Origin of the sequence: Kitasatospora sp. NPDC091207 (genome assembly GCF_044768625.1) — a bacterium.
In the GTDB taxonomy this organism is placed as follows: Bacteria; Actinomycetota; Actinomycetes; order Streptomycetales; family Streptomycetaceae; genus Kitasatospora.
In genome coordinates this window covers 182,709-200,726 of record NZ_JBIVVS010000002.1, presented here as the reverse complement: position 1 = coordinate 200,726, position 18,018 = coordinate 182,709, and the positions used below count along the sequence as shown (strand labels likewise).

Sequence of the window (18,018 nt, the reverse complement as noted above, 5' to 3'; positions counted from 1 at the left end):
GTGCGCCGCCCTGCGCCGGCTCAGGAACCGGGCGCCTGGGTCAGGTCGTAGAACGTGGTGCCGCCCACCGTCCTGGCGGTGAAGTGGCTCTCCACCCAGGCCTCGATCTGCGCCGTCTGCGACTCCTGGGCCCCGCCGTCGGCGCGCGCGGTGGTACCCGCGCCCGTGCCCGCCTCGGTGTCGGTGCCGGTGCCGGCGCCGAACGCGCGGCGCGAGCCGCCGCCGATGAACCAGTGCACCTTGCCCTCCCGGACGTACCGCTGGAAGGCGTCCAGGCTGAGCGACGGGTCGCTGCTGTTGAAGCCGCCGAGGGCCATCACCGGTACGCCGGAAGCGAGTTGGTAACTGGCGGCGTTCTGCGAGCCGCTGGTCGCGGCGGCCCAGGTGTAGCGGTCGGCGTCCTGCTTCAGTGCGGCGGCGGCCTCGTCGCTCACCGTGGCGCCGTTCAGCAGCCCGCCCATGCCGCCGGGGGCCCCGCCGCCCGTTCCGCCGCCGAACCCGCCGGCTCCGCCGAACCCGCCGCGTCCGCCGGTGCCGTTCGTGCCTGCCCCGCCGCCCTGGGCGCCGCCGGGAACGCCGCCGGGCAGCTGACCGGTACCGCCCTGACCGGTACCGCCCTGACCGGTACCGCCCTGGCCAGGACCGCCCTGACCGGGGGAGACCTGCCGGCCGTTGACGAAGAACCGGCCGTCGGCGCCCGGCGGCATGCCCCGCATCCCGCCCGGCCCCATGCCCCGGCCGCCCGCGACCGCCGGACCGGCCGTCACGATCGAGCCGGTGTGCGCGGTGTTCACGGTGTCGACCGCGTAGGCCGCCGGACCGCCCAGCGCCGCCGCCAGGCCCACCAGCCCGACGGTCGTGGCGAGCCGGGCCGCCAGCCGTCCGGCCAGCAGCAGCGCCGCCCCGGCCGCGAGCCCGCCGACCAGGACCGCCCAGCGCAGCCACGGCAGGAAGTCCGCGCTGCGCCCGAGCAGGACGTACGCCCAGACCGCCGTCACCGCCAGGGTGGCGCCCAGCACCGCCGCGTACGGCAGCCGGTGCCGGACCCGCCAGAGCCCGTCGACGCCCATGCCGACCAGGGCCGCGACCGCCGGAGCCAGCGCCACCGTGTAGTACTGGTGGAAGATCCCGGACATGAAGCTGAAGGTCAGCGCGGTGCAGACGAGCCAGCCGCCCCAGACCAGGAAGGCGGCGCGGGCGCTGTCCGTCCGGGCGTAGCGGCGGGTGGCCCAGAGGCCGAGCAGCAGCAGGATCAGCGCGGCCGGCATCAGCCAGGCGATCTGCCCGCCGATGTCGCCGTCGAAGAGCCGGGTGATGCCGGTCTCGCCCCAGCCGCCGCCCATCGCGCGGCCGCCGCCGGGCGGGGCCTCCATTCCGGCGGGGAGCCTGCCGCCGCCGACGCTGCCGGTCTCATTGCCGTTGAGCCGGCCGAGGCCGTTGTAGCCGAAGGTGAGCGAGAGGAAGCTGTTGTCCTGCGAACCGCCGATGTACGGCCGGGCCGAGGCCGGCACCAGCTCGACCACCGCCACCCACCAGCCGCCCGCGACCACCATGGCCAGCCCGGCGGCCAGCAGTTGCCGCACCCGCCGCCAGAGGCCGGTGGGCGCGGCCACCAGGTAGACCAGCGCGAAGGCGGGCAGGACGAGGAAGGCCTGGAGCGTCTTGGTGAGGAAGGCCAGCCCGAACATCACCCCGGTGAACACCAGCCACCGGGTGCCCGCCGCCTCGACGGCCCGCAGCAGGCCGTACGCGGCCAGCGTGAGCAGCAGTACCAGCAGCGCGTCGGGGTTGTTGAAGCGGAACATCAGCGCCGCCACCGGGGTCAGCGCCAGCGCGCCGCCGGCCAGCAGGCCGCCGAGCGGCGAGAAGCGACGGCGCACCGTCGCGTAGAGGGTCGCCACGGTGGCGACCGCCATCAGCGCCTGCGGGGCCAGCACCGACCAGGAGGAGAGGCCGAAGACGCGGGCCGAGAGCGCCATCGGCCAGAGCGCGAGCGGCGGCTTGTCGACGGTGATGAAGTTCCCGGCGTCCGAGGAGCCGTAGAAGAAGGCCTTCCAGCTCTGGCTGCCGGCCTGGGCGGCCGCCGAGTAGAAGGAGTTGGCCCAGCCGGAGGCGCTCAGGCCCCAGAGGTAGAGCACGGCGGTGGCGGCCAGCAGGGCCAGCAGCGCGGGCCGTACCCAGCGCGGGTCGTCGGCGCGGCCGCGCCATGAACGGGCCGGCAGGCTGCGCAGCCGGCCGGCCCCGGACGCCGGGCCCTTGGGGCCGGCGGCGGGCGGCGGGCACTCGGGGAAGAGCGCGTCGGCCGCCGCGGGGCCCGCTGCCGGTCCGGGAGCGGCGGGGGCCGGCCGCGGCGCCTCCGGCGGCGGGTAGTTCGCGGCCTCGGGCCACGGTTCGCCGGCCGGAGGGGAGTAGCTGGTCGTGGTCATGGGCGCTACGCTCGGCCGCCCGGCTGAGAGGACCGTGAGACCGGGCTGTGAGCCGCCTCTAATCCTGGTGGAGCCGGTGGAAACCGCCCGGACGGCCCACCCCGGCCTTCGGGGGCCGCGCCGGGTGCGGGTGTGGGCGCGGGTGCCCGGCGGGACCCTAGGCGGCCTGGGGCATCGTCAGGTGCTTGCCCAGCCACTCCAGCGCCGGCGGGATCTCCCGCGTCCAGGTGTGGAAGTTGTGCCCACCGGTGTCCAGGGTGATGGTGGAGAGCTTGGTCGGCGCCTTGAAGGCCTTCACCATGTCCTGGGTGGCGGCGTAGTTGTTCTCGTCGTGGGCGGTGGCCAGGAGCAGTGAGACGGGTGCGGCCGGCTGGTTCTGCAGCCGCCACAGCAGGTCGTTCTCCTGCTTCAACTGGCCGTTGCCGCCGAAGAGGTCACCGGTGGTCTCGTCGATCGGCGCGGTGTAGTAGCCGGAGAGGGAGACGGCGGCCCGGTACGCGTCGGGCTTGCGCAGCGCGAACTTCAGCGCGCAGTAGCCGCCGGTGGAGTTGCCGATCACGGCCCGGTTGGTCGGGTCGGTGCCGATCCGGTAGGTGGTGCCGAGCGCCTTGGGCAGGTCGCTGGTGAAGAAGGTCTCGACCTGCGGGCCGTTCGGGACGTCCACGCACTCGGTGTCCCGGTTGTTGACCAGGGTCGGCCGCATCATCACCAGGATGGTCGGCGGGAGCTTCTTCTGGTCGATCGCCTCCAGGGCGGAGGCCGGGTACTGCATCAGCGAGATGAGCTTCTCCGGGGTGCCGGGGTAGCCGGCCAGCACCAGTGCCATCGGGAACTTCCGCTGCGCGAACTCCGGCTGGAAGTACTGCGGCGGCAGGTAGACGAACCCGTCGGTGCTCAGCCCGCTACCGGCTCCTTTGACCGAGACGTCGTGGATCAGGCCGACGCGCTCGGGGTTGGAACCCTGCTGGGCGTAGAACTTCTGCTCGCCGGTGATGGCGACGGAGGCGTTCGGCTGGTGGTCGACCACCGTGCCCGGTCCGCCGTTGGTGCCCAGGAGGTCGGTCCAGGAGCTGTAGAAGCCGAAGTAGCCGTTGGCGATCAGCCCCATCGCGACCAGGACCGAGATCTGGGTGGCGAGGAAGGCGCCGACCCGTCCGAGCCAGGCCTTCCAGCTACGCCCGCCGAATCTCGGCCAGAGCCACATCGTGGCGGCGAAGACGCCGATCGCGAGGACGGAGGCGATGATCTGGAGGGGGAGTCCCGTAAGCCTGAGCACGTGCCCGATCGTAGTTGACCGTACGGGGCGCCTTGTGCGCCCCCTTCTACGCCCCGGCTGCGCCTCAATACGCCTCTTGTGCGCCCTGTTGACCGCGTCCGTCGGGCTCGGGATCATGTCCGCGGGGAGTGCACGGAGCGTGCACGGGAGATCACCAGGGGAACGGCATGAAGTCCTTCGTCAAGGCGGGCCTGGCGGCGGGCGCGACGCTGCTGCTGGCAGCGTGCTCCAGCGGTGGAGGATCGGGGGGAGCGGACGCCTTCGGCCTGGGGCCGGGCACGAGCTCCCCGCCGTCCGCGAGCGCCAGCCCGAGCCCGAGGCCGACCCCCACACCGACCCCGACCCCGACGCCCACCAAGCCGCCGTACGGCCCGGTGCTGGTGAGCTACATCGACCCGGTCAACGCCGCGCTCGCCAAGCTCAACGCCTCCGCGAGCCTGGACGCCTTCGCCACCGTCCTCCAGGAGGCGGCCACCGCCGCGTCCTCGGCGGGCAGCGGTCTCGGCCTCGCGAGCGAGCCGGCCACCGTCACGACGGCGCGGCGCCAGCTGGTGACGGCCCTCGGCCAGCTCTCCACCGACCTGACCAAGATCCGCAGCGACATCAAGGCGAAGAACGTCTGCGCCACCACCTCGGCCTTCGCCGAGGTGGGCCTCTCCGAGGGCCTCAAGGCGCTGCCCGCCGCCCTCGCCCAGATGACCGCCGCCGGGTACCCCACCACCTTCGCCGCCCCCCAGACGCCGCCGCTCCAGACCCGGTCCCTGGACAGCGGCACCATGGTCCGCTCGGGCCGCCTCAAGGGCGACGGCGTCCTCAACGTCGACAACGGCGGCAGCGCCGACGCGGTGGTCTCGCTCGCCCAGAACGGCAAGTCGATCCACTCGGTCTACGTCGGCAAGGGGAAGAAGGCGTCCATCGAGGGCGTCGAGGACGGCACCTACGACGTCTTCTTCGCCGGCGGCGTCGACTGGGACCCGACCCTGAAGGCGTTCACCCAGAGCTGCGACTTCAGCAAGTTCGACGACTCGATGGCCTTCGAGACCGGCCGCACCTACACCTCGTGGTCCATCACCCTCCAGCCGGCGGTCGGCGGCAACGCCAAGACCACCGACGTGGACGAGGAGGCCTTCCCGCAGCCGTAGGCGTCGTCCCGGCCGGTCCGGGGCCGGACCGTCGCGCCGCCGTCGGCCCCGGCTCGTCACGCTGTCGGCGGCTCCGTCGGCGGCCGGTAGGAGTCCAGCCGCCGGACGAGCTCGCGCAGGGCCCGCAGCTCGCGGTCCAGCGCCCGCGCGCCCTGCGGGGTCAGGCTGATCCAGGTCCGCGGCCGGCGGCCGGCGTAGCCCTTGGCCACCGCGACCAGGCCGGACTCCTCCAGGACCTTCAGATGGCGGGACAGGTTGCCGTCGGTCACCCCGAGCTGGCCCTTCAGGAAGCCGAACTCGACGCGGTCGGCCTCCCGGGCGACGGTCAGCACCCCGAGCCGCACCCGCTGGTGGACGGTGTCGTCCAGGTCCTGCGTGGGGTGCGGTCCGTCGCTCTCGTCCGGCGCGCCGCCGTCCGGCTCCTCGGGTGCCTCTGCCGTGCTCATCAGGCGACCGTACTGGACGCGGCCGGGCCCGCAGCGGCCCGTCGGCGGTCGGTCGTCCACTGCGCCAGCCCGGTCCCCAGCAGGATCGCCGCGAGCAGGAACGCCTTCAGCCGCGGGCCGTCGGCCCAGCCGGCGCCGTCCGACTCCGCCCACGGGATCCAGCCGCTGCCCCAGGACGCCCCGAGGTAGGCGGTGAGCAGCGCGATGTGGGCGAGGGCGGCGCCCACGACGGTCCAGCTGCGTTCGACCAGGCCGAGCACCAGCAGCCCGATGCCGACCACGTACCAGGGCGAGGCGTAGGCGTTCGCCAGGACGTCGAGCGCGGCGGCCTGCCGCCGGGCGAGCAACAGGGCGAGCAGGACGGCGGTCACCAGGACCGCCGCGCCGAGGCCGGCGCCGAGCCAGGCGGCGCGGCGGGGCACGATCCCCCGCGCCTCGCCGCGCCGCCGGTACCAGGCGGCCAGGGCGAGCCAGGCCAGCGGGAGCAGTGCGAACCACACCCCCCACGCCAGGAAGCGCGGCACGGCCCCGTCGAACTCGCCCGCCAGGCAGGCCACCTCCGGTGCGTGCGACACGCAGGAACCGGTCAACTCGGTGTAGGCGAAGACCGGGTAGGAGGCGACGCTGCGTCCGTGGGCGCCGAAGTTGAAGGCCTCCCGGGCGAACGGTACGGCGGCCAGGGCGAGCAGACCGAAGCTCAGCAGCGGCACCCCGGAGCCCCCCAGACGGGTGCGGGTCCGGCTGCGCAGGCCCTCCGTGTCGGCCAGTAGCCCTGCGGGCCCTGACGGGCTTCCGGGCGCGGTGGTGTTCGGTGCGAGCGTCCCCATGGTCGTCCTCCTGCGTGTCGCGCCGTGCCGTTGTCGGGACGGCCGGCGCCCCCGGCGCCTCATTCACTTTGCATCGCAAAGTACATGGCGGTCAAGAGTTACTGGCCCTGCAAAGTGACGGGCCGTCGGCCGCACGCGGCGGACCGTCAGCTGCCGTGCCGCCCAGGGTGCTTCTCGCGCCGCCGCGGCCTCCAGGCCGGAGCGTGAGTGTGTGGCGCAGGTCTCCCGTCGGCCGTGAGGGGGGTGCCGCAGGGCGGCACACGGCCGCGACCTCGGGTGATGGACCGCGGCCGCGGCGAACACGGCGGCGGGGGAGGCCGGTCGGCGCGGAATCGATGGCGCGAGTTCTGTCGGCACGGTTGACCTTGTTGAAGTGGCCATGGCACTTTCGTGCGGCGCGGGCGTCCGCGACCGGTCGTACGCCCCGCAATCCCCCACAAGGAGAAGCATGTTCAAGAGACTTGCCGCCATCGCCGGCGCGAGCGCGGTCGTCGCGGGTGGGCTGACCCTCGCCGCCTCACCCGCCCAGGCGGTCCAGGCCGGTGACCTGACCTCCACCATCGCGCTGAGCAACTGCTCCGCCTCGCTGGTGCGTTACCCCTCCTCGGTCGACACCGACCGGGCCCTGATGCTCACCAACGGCCACTGCCTGCCGACCATGCCCTCGGCCGGACAGGTCATCCAGAACCAGAGCGTCAGCCGCAGCGGCACGCTGCTCAACGCGTCCGGCGGCTCGCTCGGCACCGTCCAGGCGGACAAGGTGCTCTACGCGACCATGACCGGCACCGACGTCGCCCTGTACCAGCTGACCGACACCTTCGCGTCCATCACCTCGAAGTTCAGCGCGACGGCGCTGACGATCAGTGACACGCACCCGGTCGACGGTTCGTCGATGTACATACCCTCGTCCTACTGGAAGCAGGTGTGGAACTGCTCGATCAACGGGTTCGTCGACACCCTGCGCGAGGACGAGTGGACCTGGCACGACTCGCTCCGCTACAGCGCCGGCTGCAACACCACGCACGGCACCTCCGGTTCGCCGATCGTCGACGCCGCCTCGAAGAAGATCGTCGGCATCAACAACACCGGTAACGACGACGGTGCGATGTGCACCCTCAACAACCCGTGCGAGGTGGCGGCCGACGGCACCACCAAGGTGACCAAGGGCCAGAGCTACGGCGAGGAGACGTACTGGTTCACCACCTGCCTCGGCACCGGCCGGGCCATCGACCTCAACGTCAGCGGCTGCCTGCTCACCAAGCCGGCCGGCAGCAGCGTCTCGGTCACCAACCCGGGCAACCAGACCACCGCGCTGAACGGCTCGGTGAACCTGCAGATCTCCGCCTCCGGCGGCACCGCCCCGCTGACCTTCTCGGCCACCGGCCTGCCCACCGGGCTGTCCATCGGCTCCGGCGGCGCCGTCACCGGCACCGCGACCACCGCCGGCACCTACAACGTCACCGTGACCGCGAAGGACGCGGCCAACAAGACCGGCACCGCGAGCTTCACCTGGACGGTCTCCGGCGGCGGGGGCGGCACCTGCACCCCGGCGCAGCTGCTCGGCAACGCCGGCTTCGAGACCGGCACCGCCGCGCCGTGGACGGCGTCCAGCGGGGTCGTCGACAACAGCGCCTCGCAGGCCGCGCACGGCGGGTCGTGGAAGTCCTGGCTGAACGGCTACGGCTCCACCCACTCGGACAACCTCTCGCAGACCGTGACCATCCCGGCCGGCTGCAAGGCGACGCTGAGCTTCTACCTGCACGTGGACACCGCGGAGACCGGCTCCACGGCGTACGACAAGCTGGCCCTGACCGTGAACGGCACCGCGCTGAAGACCTACTCCAACGTGGACGCGGCGGCGGGCTACCAGCTGCGGACGTTCGACCTCTCCTCCTACGCGGGCCAGTCGGTCACCGTGAAGTTCGCGGGCACCGAGGACGCCTCGCTGCAGACCAGCTTCGTCATCGACGACACGTCGGTGCAGACCAGCTGAGTCGGCGGTAGTTGACCGCCGGCCGCCCGGAGCCCCTCCCGGCGGCCGGCGCACAGACGGTCCGGCGCGCCTCGGGCGCGCCGGACCGTTTCTGTCGGGGCGTTGTCAGAGGAGGTCGAAGTCGAACTCGCCGGCGGTGACAGCAGTGACGAAGGCCGTGTGGGCCGCAGCGGTGAAGGCCAGCGCGGGGCCGGACGGGTTCTTGCTGTCACGCACCGCGACAAGGAGTACGCCCACATGTCGCCGACCATCGACGACGGCGCTGAATCGTTGACCTCTCAGTCGGTCGAGCACCTGACCACCCGCGAGCCCTTCAAGGGCTGCAACGCCGGTCACACGTTTCTGCCCGTCGACCCGCACGCCCTGGCAAGTATCTGCAAGGTCGGCAGGGACGAACAGATCAACCTGATGACCGAAGGAGCCCGCGGGCTTTCCCGGCTCGGCGCTATCGCTGACCGGCTCATGCTTCGCACCGGTGGCTGCACGGGCTGTTTGCTCTCCGAGAAGTGCTCGGTGTGCCGGCCGCTTGCTCAGCGCTACCAGGAGGCGAAGGCACTACTCAGGAGTTACTGCCGGCACGGACAGAAGGGAAGTGCAGCATGACCGCTGTCATGGTCGAGATGACCGCCACCCGTACGGAGGAGGACGACGAGATCTCGTTCATCGACGACATGGACGCCTTCGGCGTCGCCACCGTCCCGGGCTGCGGCGACGACAACCCGTACCAGTAACCCGGCAGCGTGACCGTGCCCCGGACGGATCTGCCGCGTTCAGACAGGGGCCCTTCCGGGGCCCGTCACGACAGAGCGAACGGACAACTGTGACCACCACCCGAATCCCCTACGCGGAGCTGCCGGCCACCGTGCGAGCGGCGGTCGAATCGCACACCGGTCCTGTCCTGAAGGTCGAGTCGGCGAGCGAGGGATACAACAGCGCGATCGCCGCCCGGCTCGTCTCTCAGACCGGCGAGTACTACGTGAAGGGACTCCGGGCTGACCACCGCCGTGTCTGGACTCAGCGGCGTGAAGCGGAAGTGAACCCCTACGTCCGGGGGTCACGCCCGCCCTGATCGCCCGCGTCGAATCCAGCGGGTGGGACCTTCTGATCTTCGAAGTGGTCGACGGCCACCACGCTGACTACCGGCCCGACTCGTCCGACCTGCCGAAGGTCGTTGACGTGCTTCACCGCCTGGGGCGAATCCCTTGCCCGCCAATCGAGCTGAGGCAGGCGGAGCAGCGCCTGGAACGATATGTGGAACGCCCCAAGGAGCCGACTGGAACAACACGAACGTGCTCGTGAGGGGTGAACGGGCTTACGTCGTTGACTGGGCCTGGGCTACGAAGGGCGCCCCGTGGCTGGACGCCGGGTACTGGGTGATCTGGCTGATCGGGTCCGGTGGGCACGAACCCGCATCGGCCGAACACTGGGCCTCGCGCGTCCCCGCGTGGCAGTACGCCCCCGTCGACGGGATCACGGCGTTCGCCAACGCCAATGCCAACGTCTGGGACGAGATCGGCGGGCAGAACCCCGACCCCTGGACGGCCCGGATGGTTGCCGCCGCGCACGCGTGGCGGGACTACCGGAAGGTGTGATCAAGCCCTGTCCGTGATCGCCACCCTGCGGATGCCCCACCGCTCGGAGGGTCACGAACCCCCGGCCGGCCCGAGTGCCGAGCAGGAACGTCGCCCGACCCGTGGTGTGCCGGTCTGAGCACGCCGTCGGAGCCGCCCGGGCCTCGGCCCCGGGCGGCTCGTGGCCGATCGCGCCCGTCAGAAGCCGTCCGGGTGCCGGGAGAGCCAGTCGGCGTGCCGTTCGCGGAGCCGGTCGCGTTCCTCGGGGCCGGTGAGCAGGACGTCGGCGCCGCCGTCGTAGGGATGGTGGACGCGTCGCATCCGGGTGTCCGTGATCAGCACATCGGCGACCGCGTCGTCGGCGACCGCGCGCAACAGCCGGTCGAGGCAGCCGCGTTGCCAGGTGCGTCGGGTGACGAAGAGGTGCTGGTGGGTGCGGAACCTGGGATCGGGGTCGTCCGTCACCAGCAGCGTCTGCCAGTGGTCCGCGCGCGGTCGGCGCCGTGGCAGGTCCGGTCCGGTCGTCCACGCGGACGTGACCAGGTGGACGTCCTGCCCCGCGAACAGCTCGTCCAGCACCGTGTTGTACCGCTCCAGGATGATCGCGTACTCGCCCTCGTCGTCGGGGTAGCGCTTCGACTCCGGGAGGCTGTGGAAGCGCACCCACACCTCCGCGTACGGGTCGCTGACCTGGTGGCCGATCGGCGGGGCGGCGGGCCATCGGCTTCGCCACCGTGCGGTCAGCTCCGGCTGTGCGTCGTGGACCAGCCGCGGAAGCCTCACGCGGCCGCCTCCGCGGCGGCGGTGTCCAGGGGGTTGTCGTTCATCGGGGGAGTCTACGGTGGCGGGCCCGGGCCGGTCCGGCCTCTGGTGCGGCGGGCCGACCGGGCCCACACTGCGGGCATGCGGATGAGGCTCGTGGCCGGTCTGGTCGTGGTGGTGGCGGCGGTGTCGGGGTGCGGCGGAGCGGCCGTCACGACGGCATCGCCACCGACGGCCGGCCCGTCCTCGGCGGGCCGACCCTCGGCCGGCCCGCCCGAGGTGAGCCCCGTGGCGGACTGCGTCCTGAGCATCACGCCCTGGTTGCAGACGTCCCTCGACGGCGGCAGCGACCTCGGGGACTACCAGGAGATGGGCCTGTCCAGTGCCCAGGGCGGTGCGCTCCGCGAGCTCCAGCGCCGGGCCGCCGCCCTCAGGGCGCAGGGGCCGCTGCCGTCGGGCTGGGTCACTACGGAGGTGAAGCGGGTCTGCGTCTCGATCGACGAGGCCAGGGCCACCATGACGGAGAAGCCGACGGGTTGGCCGTAGCCGGAGCCGCCCCGGTCGGGGACCGGGGCGGCCTCGGGGCACACGGCGTCAAACGATGTCAGGAGGAGAAGGCCCACTGCTGGGTCGGGATGCCGTAGTAGGTCCACTGCTGGGCGAGGGCGCCGTCGGTCTTCAGCGAGTTGTCGATCTCCAGCGCCTTGCCGCTGTTGCGGTTCTTCAGGGCGTAGCCGGTCGTGCCCTTGACCAGGTCCCACTTCTGGGTGGCGATGCCGGCGTAGGTCCACTGCTGGGCGGGCGCGCCGTCGGTCTTCAGCGAGTCCGCGATCTCCAGGGCCTTGCCGCTGTTGGAGTTGACGACCTCCCAGCCGTCGCCGGCCCAGTGGAAGATCCAGCGCGAGGTGGGCATGTCGTAGCAGGTCCACTGCTGGGCGCGGGCGCCGTTGACCAGCTGCGAGTTGTCGATCTCCAGGCACTTGCCGCTGTTGGTGTTGACCAGCGGGGTCTTCCAGTCGGTCGCGCGGACCTGCTGGATCCAGCCGCCGAGATCGTCGACGCGGACGTCGGCGGCGCCGCTGTGCGCGGTCTCGGTGCTGCCGAAGCAGCCGTTCTGCCAGGAGCGGCTGGTGACACCGGCCAGCTCCGCCTTGCCGTTGACCGTGCGGACCGCCGGGCTGCCGGTGTCGCCCTTGCAGAGGGCGGCCGCGGTGCCGGCCTTGGGAGCGATGTCGAGGCCGGTCGGCTTGACGGCGGCGACGGTGAAGGCGGCGCTGTGCAGCTGGTCGGGCAGCCACTCGGTGGCGGTGCGGCCGTAGCCGGGCACCTGGAGCTCCTCGCCGAGGGCGGGTGCGGTGCTGGAGACGGCGAGCGGGGTGATGTCGGTGACGGGGTTGACCAGGCGGGCGAGGACGAGGTCGCGGTCGGGCCGGGGGACGAGCTCGACCACGTCGCGGACCTGGCCCGCGGTCGTGGTGAGGTCGGTGCGGCCGACGGTGACGGTGGTCGCCAGCGCGGGCTTGCCGGCCGGGACGCTGGACGGCTGTTCCGGGTTGTCGGCGAAGCAGCTGGCGGCGGTGAGCACCCAGAACTGGTCGACCAGGGCGCCGGTACAGGCGCGTTGGCCGTTGCCGATGTCGATCTTGGCGGTGAACGCGTAGGAGCCGTTCGGCGCCGCGTCGCCGACGACGGCGCCGGCCTGGGTGGGCGCGGCCAGCAGCCCACCGGTGGCGGTGGCGGTGAACAGCGCGGTCAGCCATGCGGCGCGTGGACGCGAAAGAGACATGATGGTGCCTACCTTTGACGATCGAGGAGGTGCGGAGACGCGGCAGAGGGTCGGTTCCGCCGCGCGTTCGTCTCGAACGGCGCGGGTCGGTCGGTGCCGGTGGCCGGCAGGAGCGGCGACGGCAGCGGAACTGCCGGCGCGCCCGTCGGGCCCGATCCGGAGAATTCCCCCATGGTGATTCATCCCCCCGTTTGTGGAACACCCGCGTGACACGGAAAAGCGTGGCCGGAACACGGCGTACCGGCCTCGGCCCCCCGGCGTCGGCGATGGAGAGAGGACGGCCACCGGCCCCGATTCCCGGGCCGAACGGCGGAGCGACCTCTGTGACGTGAACGTGTCGATCATTCGTACCACGGCCTGTCGGCGGCCGGAAAGGAAGAGTTCCAGCCACCGCGGCCGAGTCGTACTACCTGGGCGATCGATCTGTTCCGGCCGTCTTTCGGCCGATTCCTCCCGTCGGGCGGCGGGCTTTCCGGTGGGGTGGATTCCGGTGGTTCGCCACCGGTCCAGCCGGTTTCGAACACAGCCGTCGTGCACGTGGAGCCCGCGCCGTCGCCTGCCGGGCATCGCCGCTCCGCAGCCGTCCGGCGGAGGGCCCGGCCGCGTGGTGCGGCCGGGCAGCCCCCGAAGGCGGTCGCCCGGCGGCTGCCACATGACGAGGGGTCAACGGCGTTAGAAGGGCATGGACCAAACACCGAGCGCGGACACCGCGGCCAAGGCGGCGCCACCCGAGTTCCCGGACTTCGTCGTGTCCCGGGGACGGCACCTGCTGCGCACCGCCTTCCTGCTCACCGGCGGCGACGCGCACCTGGCCGAGGACCTCGTCCAGGAGGCGCTCGGCCGGATCTTCGTGAAGTGGCGCCGGATAGCCCGGCTCGACAACCCGAGCGGCTACGCCCAGACCGTGCTGGTCAACACCTTCCTCTCGCACCGGCGCCGGCGCAGCAGCTCCGAGCGGGTCGTGGACGCCGTCCCCGAGATCGCCGTCGACGAACCGGACCCGGCGCTGCGGCTGACGCTGCTGCGGGCCCTGGGGGAGCTGTCGGCCCCGGACCGGGCCGTGCTGGTGCTGCGGTTCTGGGAGGACCGCAGCGTCGAGGAGACGGCGGCCGCGCTGCGACTGAGCAGTACGGCCGTGCGCTCCCGGAGCAGCCGGGCGCTGGCCCGGATGCGCGACACGCTCGGCGACGACTTCGCCGCCGTTCGCCCGGGGCCGGGCGAACCGGGCCCCACCACCGAGAAGGCGGTGCTTCGCCATGCCAGTTGACGACGAGTTCGAGGGCGGCCGCACGGACACCTCCGGGGACGACTTCGCCCGTGCGCTGCGCGGTGCGGCCGCCCTGGCGCCGGAGCCGGCGCTCTACCTGCTCGCGGTGGGCGCCGAGCGGCGCGGCCGGCAGCGGCGGAACCGGCGGCGGTCGGTACTGGCCGGCGGGCTGGCGGTGCTGGTCCTGGCCACCGGGGGCTTCGTGGTGGGCGCCGGAGGGTCGGACGCGGCCGGGCCGGCGGAGCCGGCGGTGCACATGTCCTCCGAGGAGGTGGTGCAGCTGGTGAGCGGTCTGCTGCCGCCCGGCTCGGTCAAGGTGATGTACGCGGGGACACCCGGCGTGCCCGGGGGGACCGGCGACCGGTACCGGACCGACGGCACGCTCACCTTCGACGACGGCAAGGGGGAGAGCTGGATCTCCTACACCGTCGACCGCACCGAGCTGATGCCGGCCGCCGGCGCCGTCTGCATGGACCCGTTCGGCATGCCGCAGGACTCCTGCGAGCGCACCGAGGCCCCCGACGGGTCCGCGGTGGTGATCGACAAGCTCCGGGACCAGACCCGCGAGGGCCACCGGGAGTGGCGGGCGACCTGGGCGGCGGCGGACGGCCGCCGGGTCCAGATCATCGAGCACAACGGCCAGCCGTCCGCGTCCACCCGGGAGAACCCGCCGCTGGACGCCGAGCAGCTGCGCGCGCTGGTGACCGCGCCGGCCTGGGAGCGGGTCCTGGACGCGCTTCCCGCGCGGGCCAACCCGCCCGAGCCGCCGAGCCCTGCCGCGTCACCGAGTGTCGAACAGGGGCCTTCGGCAGCCGAGTTGATCGCCCGAGTGGCCCCGCTGCTCCCGCCGGGCGCCACGCACACCGTGGTGCCGGGCGGTCAGGGCGCCAACCTGCTGGTGGCCTTCGAGGAGCGCGGCAGCCTGCTCTCGGTGTTCGCGGAGCCGCCCGGTGCGCGGGGGCTGGCGGAGCGGAAGGCCGTGGAGGAGGGCCTCCCGACGCCGCTGGAGGTCCACGAGCTGCTGGCCGACGGGACGCTGGTGGTGGTCAACCGGTTCGGCAACGGCAAGACCGCCGTCGACCCGGTCCTGCACTGGGTGGCCACGGCGTACTTCCCGGACGGCCGGCAGGTGTCGATCTCCGAGCAGAACGGCGAGAACGGCTATACCGCCCGGCCCGGCACGCCCGCGCTGAGCCTCGACCAGCTCAAGGCGATCGTCACCGACCCCGCCTGGCGGTCCTGACCCCCGGGCCCCGCGCCGCCGCACCGGGGACGGCGGCGCGGGGCCCGACCGCGCCCGGCCCGCGGGCGCTCGGATGTCTGGTCCGGTGGGGCCGGATCCCCCGGATCACACCGCGTCGCGGGGGATCCGCTGCTGCCAGTCGCGGGTGAAGACCACACTGCCCGTTTCGAGCGCGGTCAGGCGGGTGCGGGCGAGGAAGTGGGTGGGGGTGCAGCGCAGTTCGGTGCGGATCTGGACGGTGACGTCCCAGCCGAGGGCGGGGCGTTCCAGGCGGACGGTGCGGTCGCTGCGGGCCTGGGCGCTGGTGGGGGCGGCGGTGAGGATCCGGTAGGCGGTGACGGTGTGCTCGTCGCGGACCAGGCCGTCGGGGTGGGTACGGGTGCCGTCGGTGGCGGGGGAGAGCTCGGTGCGCCACTCGTGGCGGGCGATGTCGTGGACGGTGAGGCGCTCGGGGCGGGCGGTGAGCGGCTCGGTCAGGTGGAGGGGCGGCGGGAGCGGGAGGGTGGGGGAGGCGAAGACGACGGGGTCGGCGCCGACGTCGGCGGCGAGGTGGCGGACGGGGAGCGTCAGGGTGCTGCGGGAGGGGTCGAGGCCGAAGCCGGCGGGCTCGGGGCCGGGCCAGAGCCAGGGCCAGTAGGTGGAGGAGAGGGCGAGCCGGAGGCGGTGGCCGGGCGGGACGGTGAGGCCGGCGGCGGCGAGTTCGACGGTGACGTCCGGCTCCGCGGCGGAGGTGAGCAGGGCGCCCCGGGTGAGCAGGGTGGACGTGCCGTCGGGGGCGACGGCGCAGAGGCGGGCCACGATCGGGCCGGCGCCGGTGTCGGCGCCGTCGTCGGCCGGGGGCCGGAGCCGCAGGCGCAGGGACGGGGCACCGAGGAGTTCGAGCGGTTCGGGCAGGGGCTGGGAGTCGAAGCAGACCGAGCGCCCGTCCTCCTCCCGCTGGTCCGGCGGCCGGTCGGCGGGGCGGTCGAGCGGGACGTACGCGCCGGCGTTGAGGCCGGTGTGCTGCGGGGAGCGGATGTGGACGTGGCGGTCGTCGGAGGCGGTGCCGGCGGTGCGCAGCGGGCCGTCGAGGCCGTAGCGGACGGCGCGGACGTCGGGCGAGGGCCAGGGGTCGTCGGCGGTCCAGCGGCCGCTGATCCAGCTGCGCAGGGCCGGGGTCCGCAGGGCGCCGGTGTCGGTGTCCTTGAGCCAGTGGTCCCACCAGCGCAGCGTCTCGGACAGGACGTCGTCCGGCAGCCCGTGCGGCCAGGGGCCGAGGACGGCGCGGACGGGGACGGCGGCGGTGCCGCCCGCGAGCAGGCGCAGGACCGCCGCGCAGGACGGGTCGCCCCAGCCGGCGACGGCGAGGGTGGGGGCGGCGGCGGTGTCCGGCAGGCCGCCCCACCCGGTGGCGAACCGGGCGGGGAAGTCCGGCTCCAGGGCGTCGAGCCGCTCCCGCCACAGCGCCCGCCAGTCGTCGCCGACGTACTGCGGGTCCGGCGGGAGGGCGGCGTCGGCGAGTCGCGCGGTGGCGCGGGTGTGCAGGTCGGCGGCGAGGGCGGCGCCACCGAGGCGGTGCCCGCCGTCGGGGCAGGCGGTGACCACGGCGTGCACGGCCTCCGGGGCGTGGGCGGCGAGCCGCAGCGCGGTGGCACCGGCCGGGCCGGTGCCGAGCAGCCCGATCCGGCCGCTGCACCAGGGCTCGGCGGCGAACCGGCGCAGGAGGTCGGCGCCGTCGGCGAGTTCCCGGTCGCCGGGCCGGCCGTCGTTCCCGGCGATCGGGAACTCGCCGGGCCGGCCGCCGGAGTTGCCGTGGCCGCGGGCGTCGACCCGGACCGCGGCGTAGCCGTGGCCCGCGTACCAGGGGTGGCGGCGGGCGTCGTCGGAGGCCGTCCGGTCGGTGAGGCGTCCGGTGGAGTACTCCAGCAGCACGGGGACGGGGTCGTCGGTCACCGGGCGCCAGAGCCGGGCGTACAGCTCGGTGCCGTCGGCGAGTGGGACGCGCGCGTCCTCGCGGACGGTGCGGTAGGAGTGCGAGGGCATGGGCCGCTCCCATCGAGTCCCGGATCGGCGGGGCCCCGGGGGCGGGGGTTCCCGCTCGGCGGGCCACGGTGCGGGGCGGGCCCGGGGGCCCGCCCGCGCCGCGGGCGTCAGCAGTCCGACCCTAGGGGAGGATGCCGTCCATGTCCTGGTGAGCGCCGGGAGACCCCGGGGTCACGCCTTGCTGAGCCAGGCGGTGGCGTTGAGGGCGAGGGCGGCGTTGGTGCCCGCCGGGTCGTTCCAGCCGTCGAAGAGGGTGTTGCCGGACTGTCCGGTGCCGTCGTCGGCCGGGGAGCTGTCGCCCCAGATCGCGACCCGGCCGCTGCCGTAGCCGCTGGTGACGAAGAAGGCGCCGGTGGTGCCGCTGTAGCCGGTCCGGTAGAGCAGGCCCTTGACGGCGGGGTTGTCGGCGGGCTTCAGCGTGAAGGTGGTGCCGGAGCGCAGGATCGAGCCGGTGACGGTGCCGAACGGGCCGTGCAGGACGGGGTCGGCGGCGTCGTTGACGGCGCGCGGGTTGTCGGTGGAGATGTTCTTGACGTCGACGCTGAAGCCGAAGGGGTCGTTGTTGTTCACCCCGTTGTTGGTGAGCAGGTCGTTGATGATCGCGGGGGAGTCCCAGCCGTCGTTGTTGCGGTCGCTCTGGGTGTGGTCGGAGATGAGGAAGAGCCCGCCGCCGTTCTGCACGAAGCGGATCAGGGCGGCCTTCTCGGCGGTGCTGAAGCGGATGTTCGGCTCGGGGACCACGAAGGTGTCGAAGTTGGCGAGGTCGAGCGCCGACCCGGTGCCGTAGCTGATGGTGGAGCCGGCCGGGAGGGTCTTGAGGCTGTACTGGCCGGTCTTCTGCAGGGCGACGCCCCAGGCGGAGAGCGCGCCCGTCCAGCTCTTCTCGGTGCTGGGGTTGGCGTTCTGGGCCAGCGGGTCGGGCTGGCTGGTGGAGATGATCCAGTCGGCGTTGCCGGCGGTCTCGGCCTTGCTGTTGTCGAACAGCACCCGGTGGGGGGCGGCGCTCGCCGCGGGGACGGCGGGAGCGACGGCGGGGGACGCCGAGGCAGTGGGGGTCAGCGCGGTCACGCCGGCCGTGAGGAGGGCCGCGGCGGCCAGTGCGGCAGCCGTTCTGATGCGGATCATATGCCGTTCCTCCGTGGGGAGTTGAGGTTTCGGCGCCCGAGTATTCGCGCGTAGAACGTGAGTATCCGCGCGGAGGAGGGGGCGGTGAAAGCCTCCGGAGGTTACGAGATTTTGTACGGTGCATGACGATCT

General features: G+C 73.2%; 16 protein-coding genes and 1 pseudogene. 8 read left to right on the top strand and 9 right to left on the bottom strand.

Annotated elements, in window-relative coordinates; translation table 11 throughout:
* Nucleotides 1-20: 20 nt before the first annotated feature.
* Nucleotides 21-2,426 (bottom strand): glycosyltransferase family 39 protein, encoded by a 2,406-nt coding sequence (locus ACIQTO_RS05555; protein WP_402383256.1) that lies wholly within the window; start codon nt 2,424-2,426, stop codon nt 21-23.
* 157 nt (nt 2,427-2,583) lie between these two features.
* Nucleotides 2,584-3,702 carry an alpha/beta hydrolase gene (locus ACIQTO_RS05550; RefSeq protein ID WP_402383253.1) on the bottom strand — a complete coding sequence of 373 codons (1,119 nt, stop codon included), beginning with the start codon at nt 3,700-3,702 and terminating at the stop codon, nt 2,584-2,586.
* A gap of 167 nt (nt 3,703-3,869) precedes the next feature.
* Between ACIQTO_RS05550 and ACIQTO_RS05545 the strand changes: the two genes are divergently transcribed.
* Nucleotides 3,870-4,844, top strand: coding sequence for a hypothetical protein (locus tag ACIQTO_RS05545; protein WP_402383251.1), 975 nt, complete (start codon nt 3,870-3,872; stop codon nt 4,842-4,844).
* 56 nt (nt 4,845-4,900) lie between these two features.
* On the opposite strand, the gene ACIQTO_RS05540 is transcribed toward ACIQTO_RS05545, so the two are convergent.
* Both ACIQTO_RS05540 and ACIQTO_RS05535 read right to left on the bottom strand, forming a co-directional pair.
* Complete coding sequence (locus ACIQTO_RS05540) at nt 4,901-5,290, bottom strand: winged helix-turn-helix domain-containing protein (RefSeq protein WP_402383248.1); 390 nt, start codon at nt 5,288-5,290, stop codon at nt 4,901-4,903.
* On the bottom strand, nt 5,290-6,117 hold the full coding sequence (locus ACIQTO_RS05535) for a hypothetical protein (RefSeq protein WP_402383246.1): 828 nt from the start codon (nt 6,115-6,117) through the stop codon (nt 5,290-5,292). Before ACIQTO_RS05535 ends, ACIQTO_RS05540 begins: the two co-directional genes overlap by 1 nt.
* 448 nt (nt 6,118-6,565) lie before the next feature.
* On the opposite strand from ACIQTO_RS05535, the gene ACIQTO_RS05530 reads away from it, so the two are divergent.
* Nucleotides 6,566-8,110, top strand: coding sequence for a putative Ig domain-containing protein (locus tag ACIQTO_RS05530; protein ID WP_402383243.1), 1,545 nt, complete (start codon nt 6,566-6,568; stop codon nt 8,108-8,110).
* Nucleotides 8,111-8,215: 105 nt separating this feature from the next.
* Here ACIQTO_RS05530 and ACIQTO_RS05525 read toward each other — a convergent pair whose 3' ends face one another.
* Nucleotides 8,216-8,326 (bottom strand): DUF397 domain-containing protein, encoded by a 111-nt coding sequence (locus ACIQTO_RS05525; protein WP_402383241.1) that lies wholly within the window; start codon nt 8,324-8,326, stop codon nt 8,216-8,218.
* A 21-nt stretch (nt 8,327-8,347) separates the two neighbouring features.
* Here ACIQTO_RS05525 and ACIQTO_RS05520 point away from each other — a divergent pair, with 21 nt between their 5' ends.
* The 3 genes from ACIQTO_RS05520 (at nt 8,348) to ACIQTO_RS05510 (ending at nt 9,702) form a co-directional block, all read left to right on the top strand.
* Nucleotides 8,348-8,713: a hypothetical protein gene (locus ACIQTO_RS05520; RefSeq protein ID WP_402383238.1), complete on the top strand. Its 366-nt coding sequence runs from the start codon at nt 8,348-8,350 to the stop codon at nt 8,711-8,713.
* Complete coding sequence (locus tag ACIQTO_RS05515; RefSeq protein ID WP_380582427.1) at nt 8,710-8,841, top strand: hypothetical protein; 132 nt, start codon at nt 8,710-8,712, stop codon at nt 8,839-8,841. Before ACIQTO_RS05520 ends, ACIQTO_RS05515 begins: the two co-directional genes overlap by 4 nt.
* 558 nt (nt 8,842-9,399) lie before the next feature.
* On the top strand, nt 9,400-9,702 hold the full coding sequence (locus tag ACIQTO_RS05510) for a hypothetical protein (RefSeq protein ID WP_402383235.1): 303 nt from the start codon (nt 9,400-9,402) through the stop codon (nt 9,700-9,702).
* Between the two features lie 177 nt (nt 9,703-9,879).
* Here the strand turns inward: ACIQTO_RS05510 and ACIQTO_RS05505 are convergent, their stop codons facing one another.
* Nucleotides 9,880-10,464: a hypothetical protein gene (locus ACIQTO_RS05505; protein ID WP_402383233.1), complete on the bottom strand. Its 585-nt coding sequence runs from the start codon at nt 10,462-10,464 to the stop codon at nt 9,880-9,882.
* Nucleotides 10,465-10,584: 120 nt separating this feature from the next.
* Here ACIQTO_RS05505 and ACIQTO_RS05500 point away from each other — a divergent pair, with 120 nt between their 5' ends.
* On the top strand, nt 10,585-10,989 hold the full coding sequence (locus tag ACIQTO_RS05500; RefSeq protein WP_402383230.1) for a hypothetical protein: 405 nt from the start codon (nt 10,585-10,587) through the stop codon (nt 10,987-10,989).
* Between the two features lie 58 nt (nt 10,990-11,047).
* On the opposite strand, the gene ACIQTO_RS05495 is transcribed toward ACIQTO_RS05500, so the two are convergent.
* Nucleotides 11,048-12,229 (bottom strand): RICIN domain-containing protein, encoded by a 1,182-nt coding sequence (locus ACIQTO_RS05495; RefSeq protein ID WP_402383227.1) that lies wholly within the window; start codon nt 12,227-12,229, stop codon nt 11,048-11,050.
* 682 nt (nt 12,230-12,911) lie between these two features.
* Between ACIQTO_RS05495 and ACIQTO_RS05490 the strand changes: the two genes are divergently transcribed.
* Nucleotides 12,912-13,496 carry a SigE family RNA polymerase sigma factor gene (locus ACIQTO_RS05490; RefSeq protein WP_402383224.1) on the top strand — a complete coding sequence of 195 codons (585 nt, stop codon included), beginning with the start codon at nt 12,912-12,914 and terminating at the stop codon, nt 13,494-13,496.
* Nucleotides 13,486-14,739, top strand: coding sequence for a hypothetical protein (locus ACIQTO_RS05485; protein WP_402383221.1), 1,254 nt, complete (start codon nt 13,486-13,488; stop codon nt 14,737-14,739). Before ACIQTO_RS05490 ends, ACIQTO_RS05485 begins: the two co-directional genes overlap by 11 nt.
* A gap of 105 nt (nt 14,740-14,844) precedes the next feature.
* Here the strand turns inward: ACIQTO_RS05485 and ACIQTO_RS05480 are convergent, their stop codons facing one another.
* Nucleotides 14,845-16,761, bottom strand: coding sequence for a CocE/NonD family hydrolase (locus ACIQTO_RS05480; protein WP_402383218.1), 1,917 nt, complete (start codon nt 16,759-16,761; stop codon nt 14,845-14,847).
* A 174-nt stretch (nt 16,762-16,935) separates the two neighbouring features.
* Nucleotides 16,936-17,886, bottom strand: a pseudogene (locus ACIQTO_RS05475) (hydrolase); the annotation flags it as partial.
* Nucleotides 17,887-18,018: the final 132 nt, after the last annotated feature.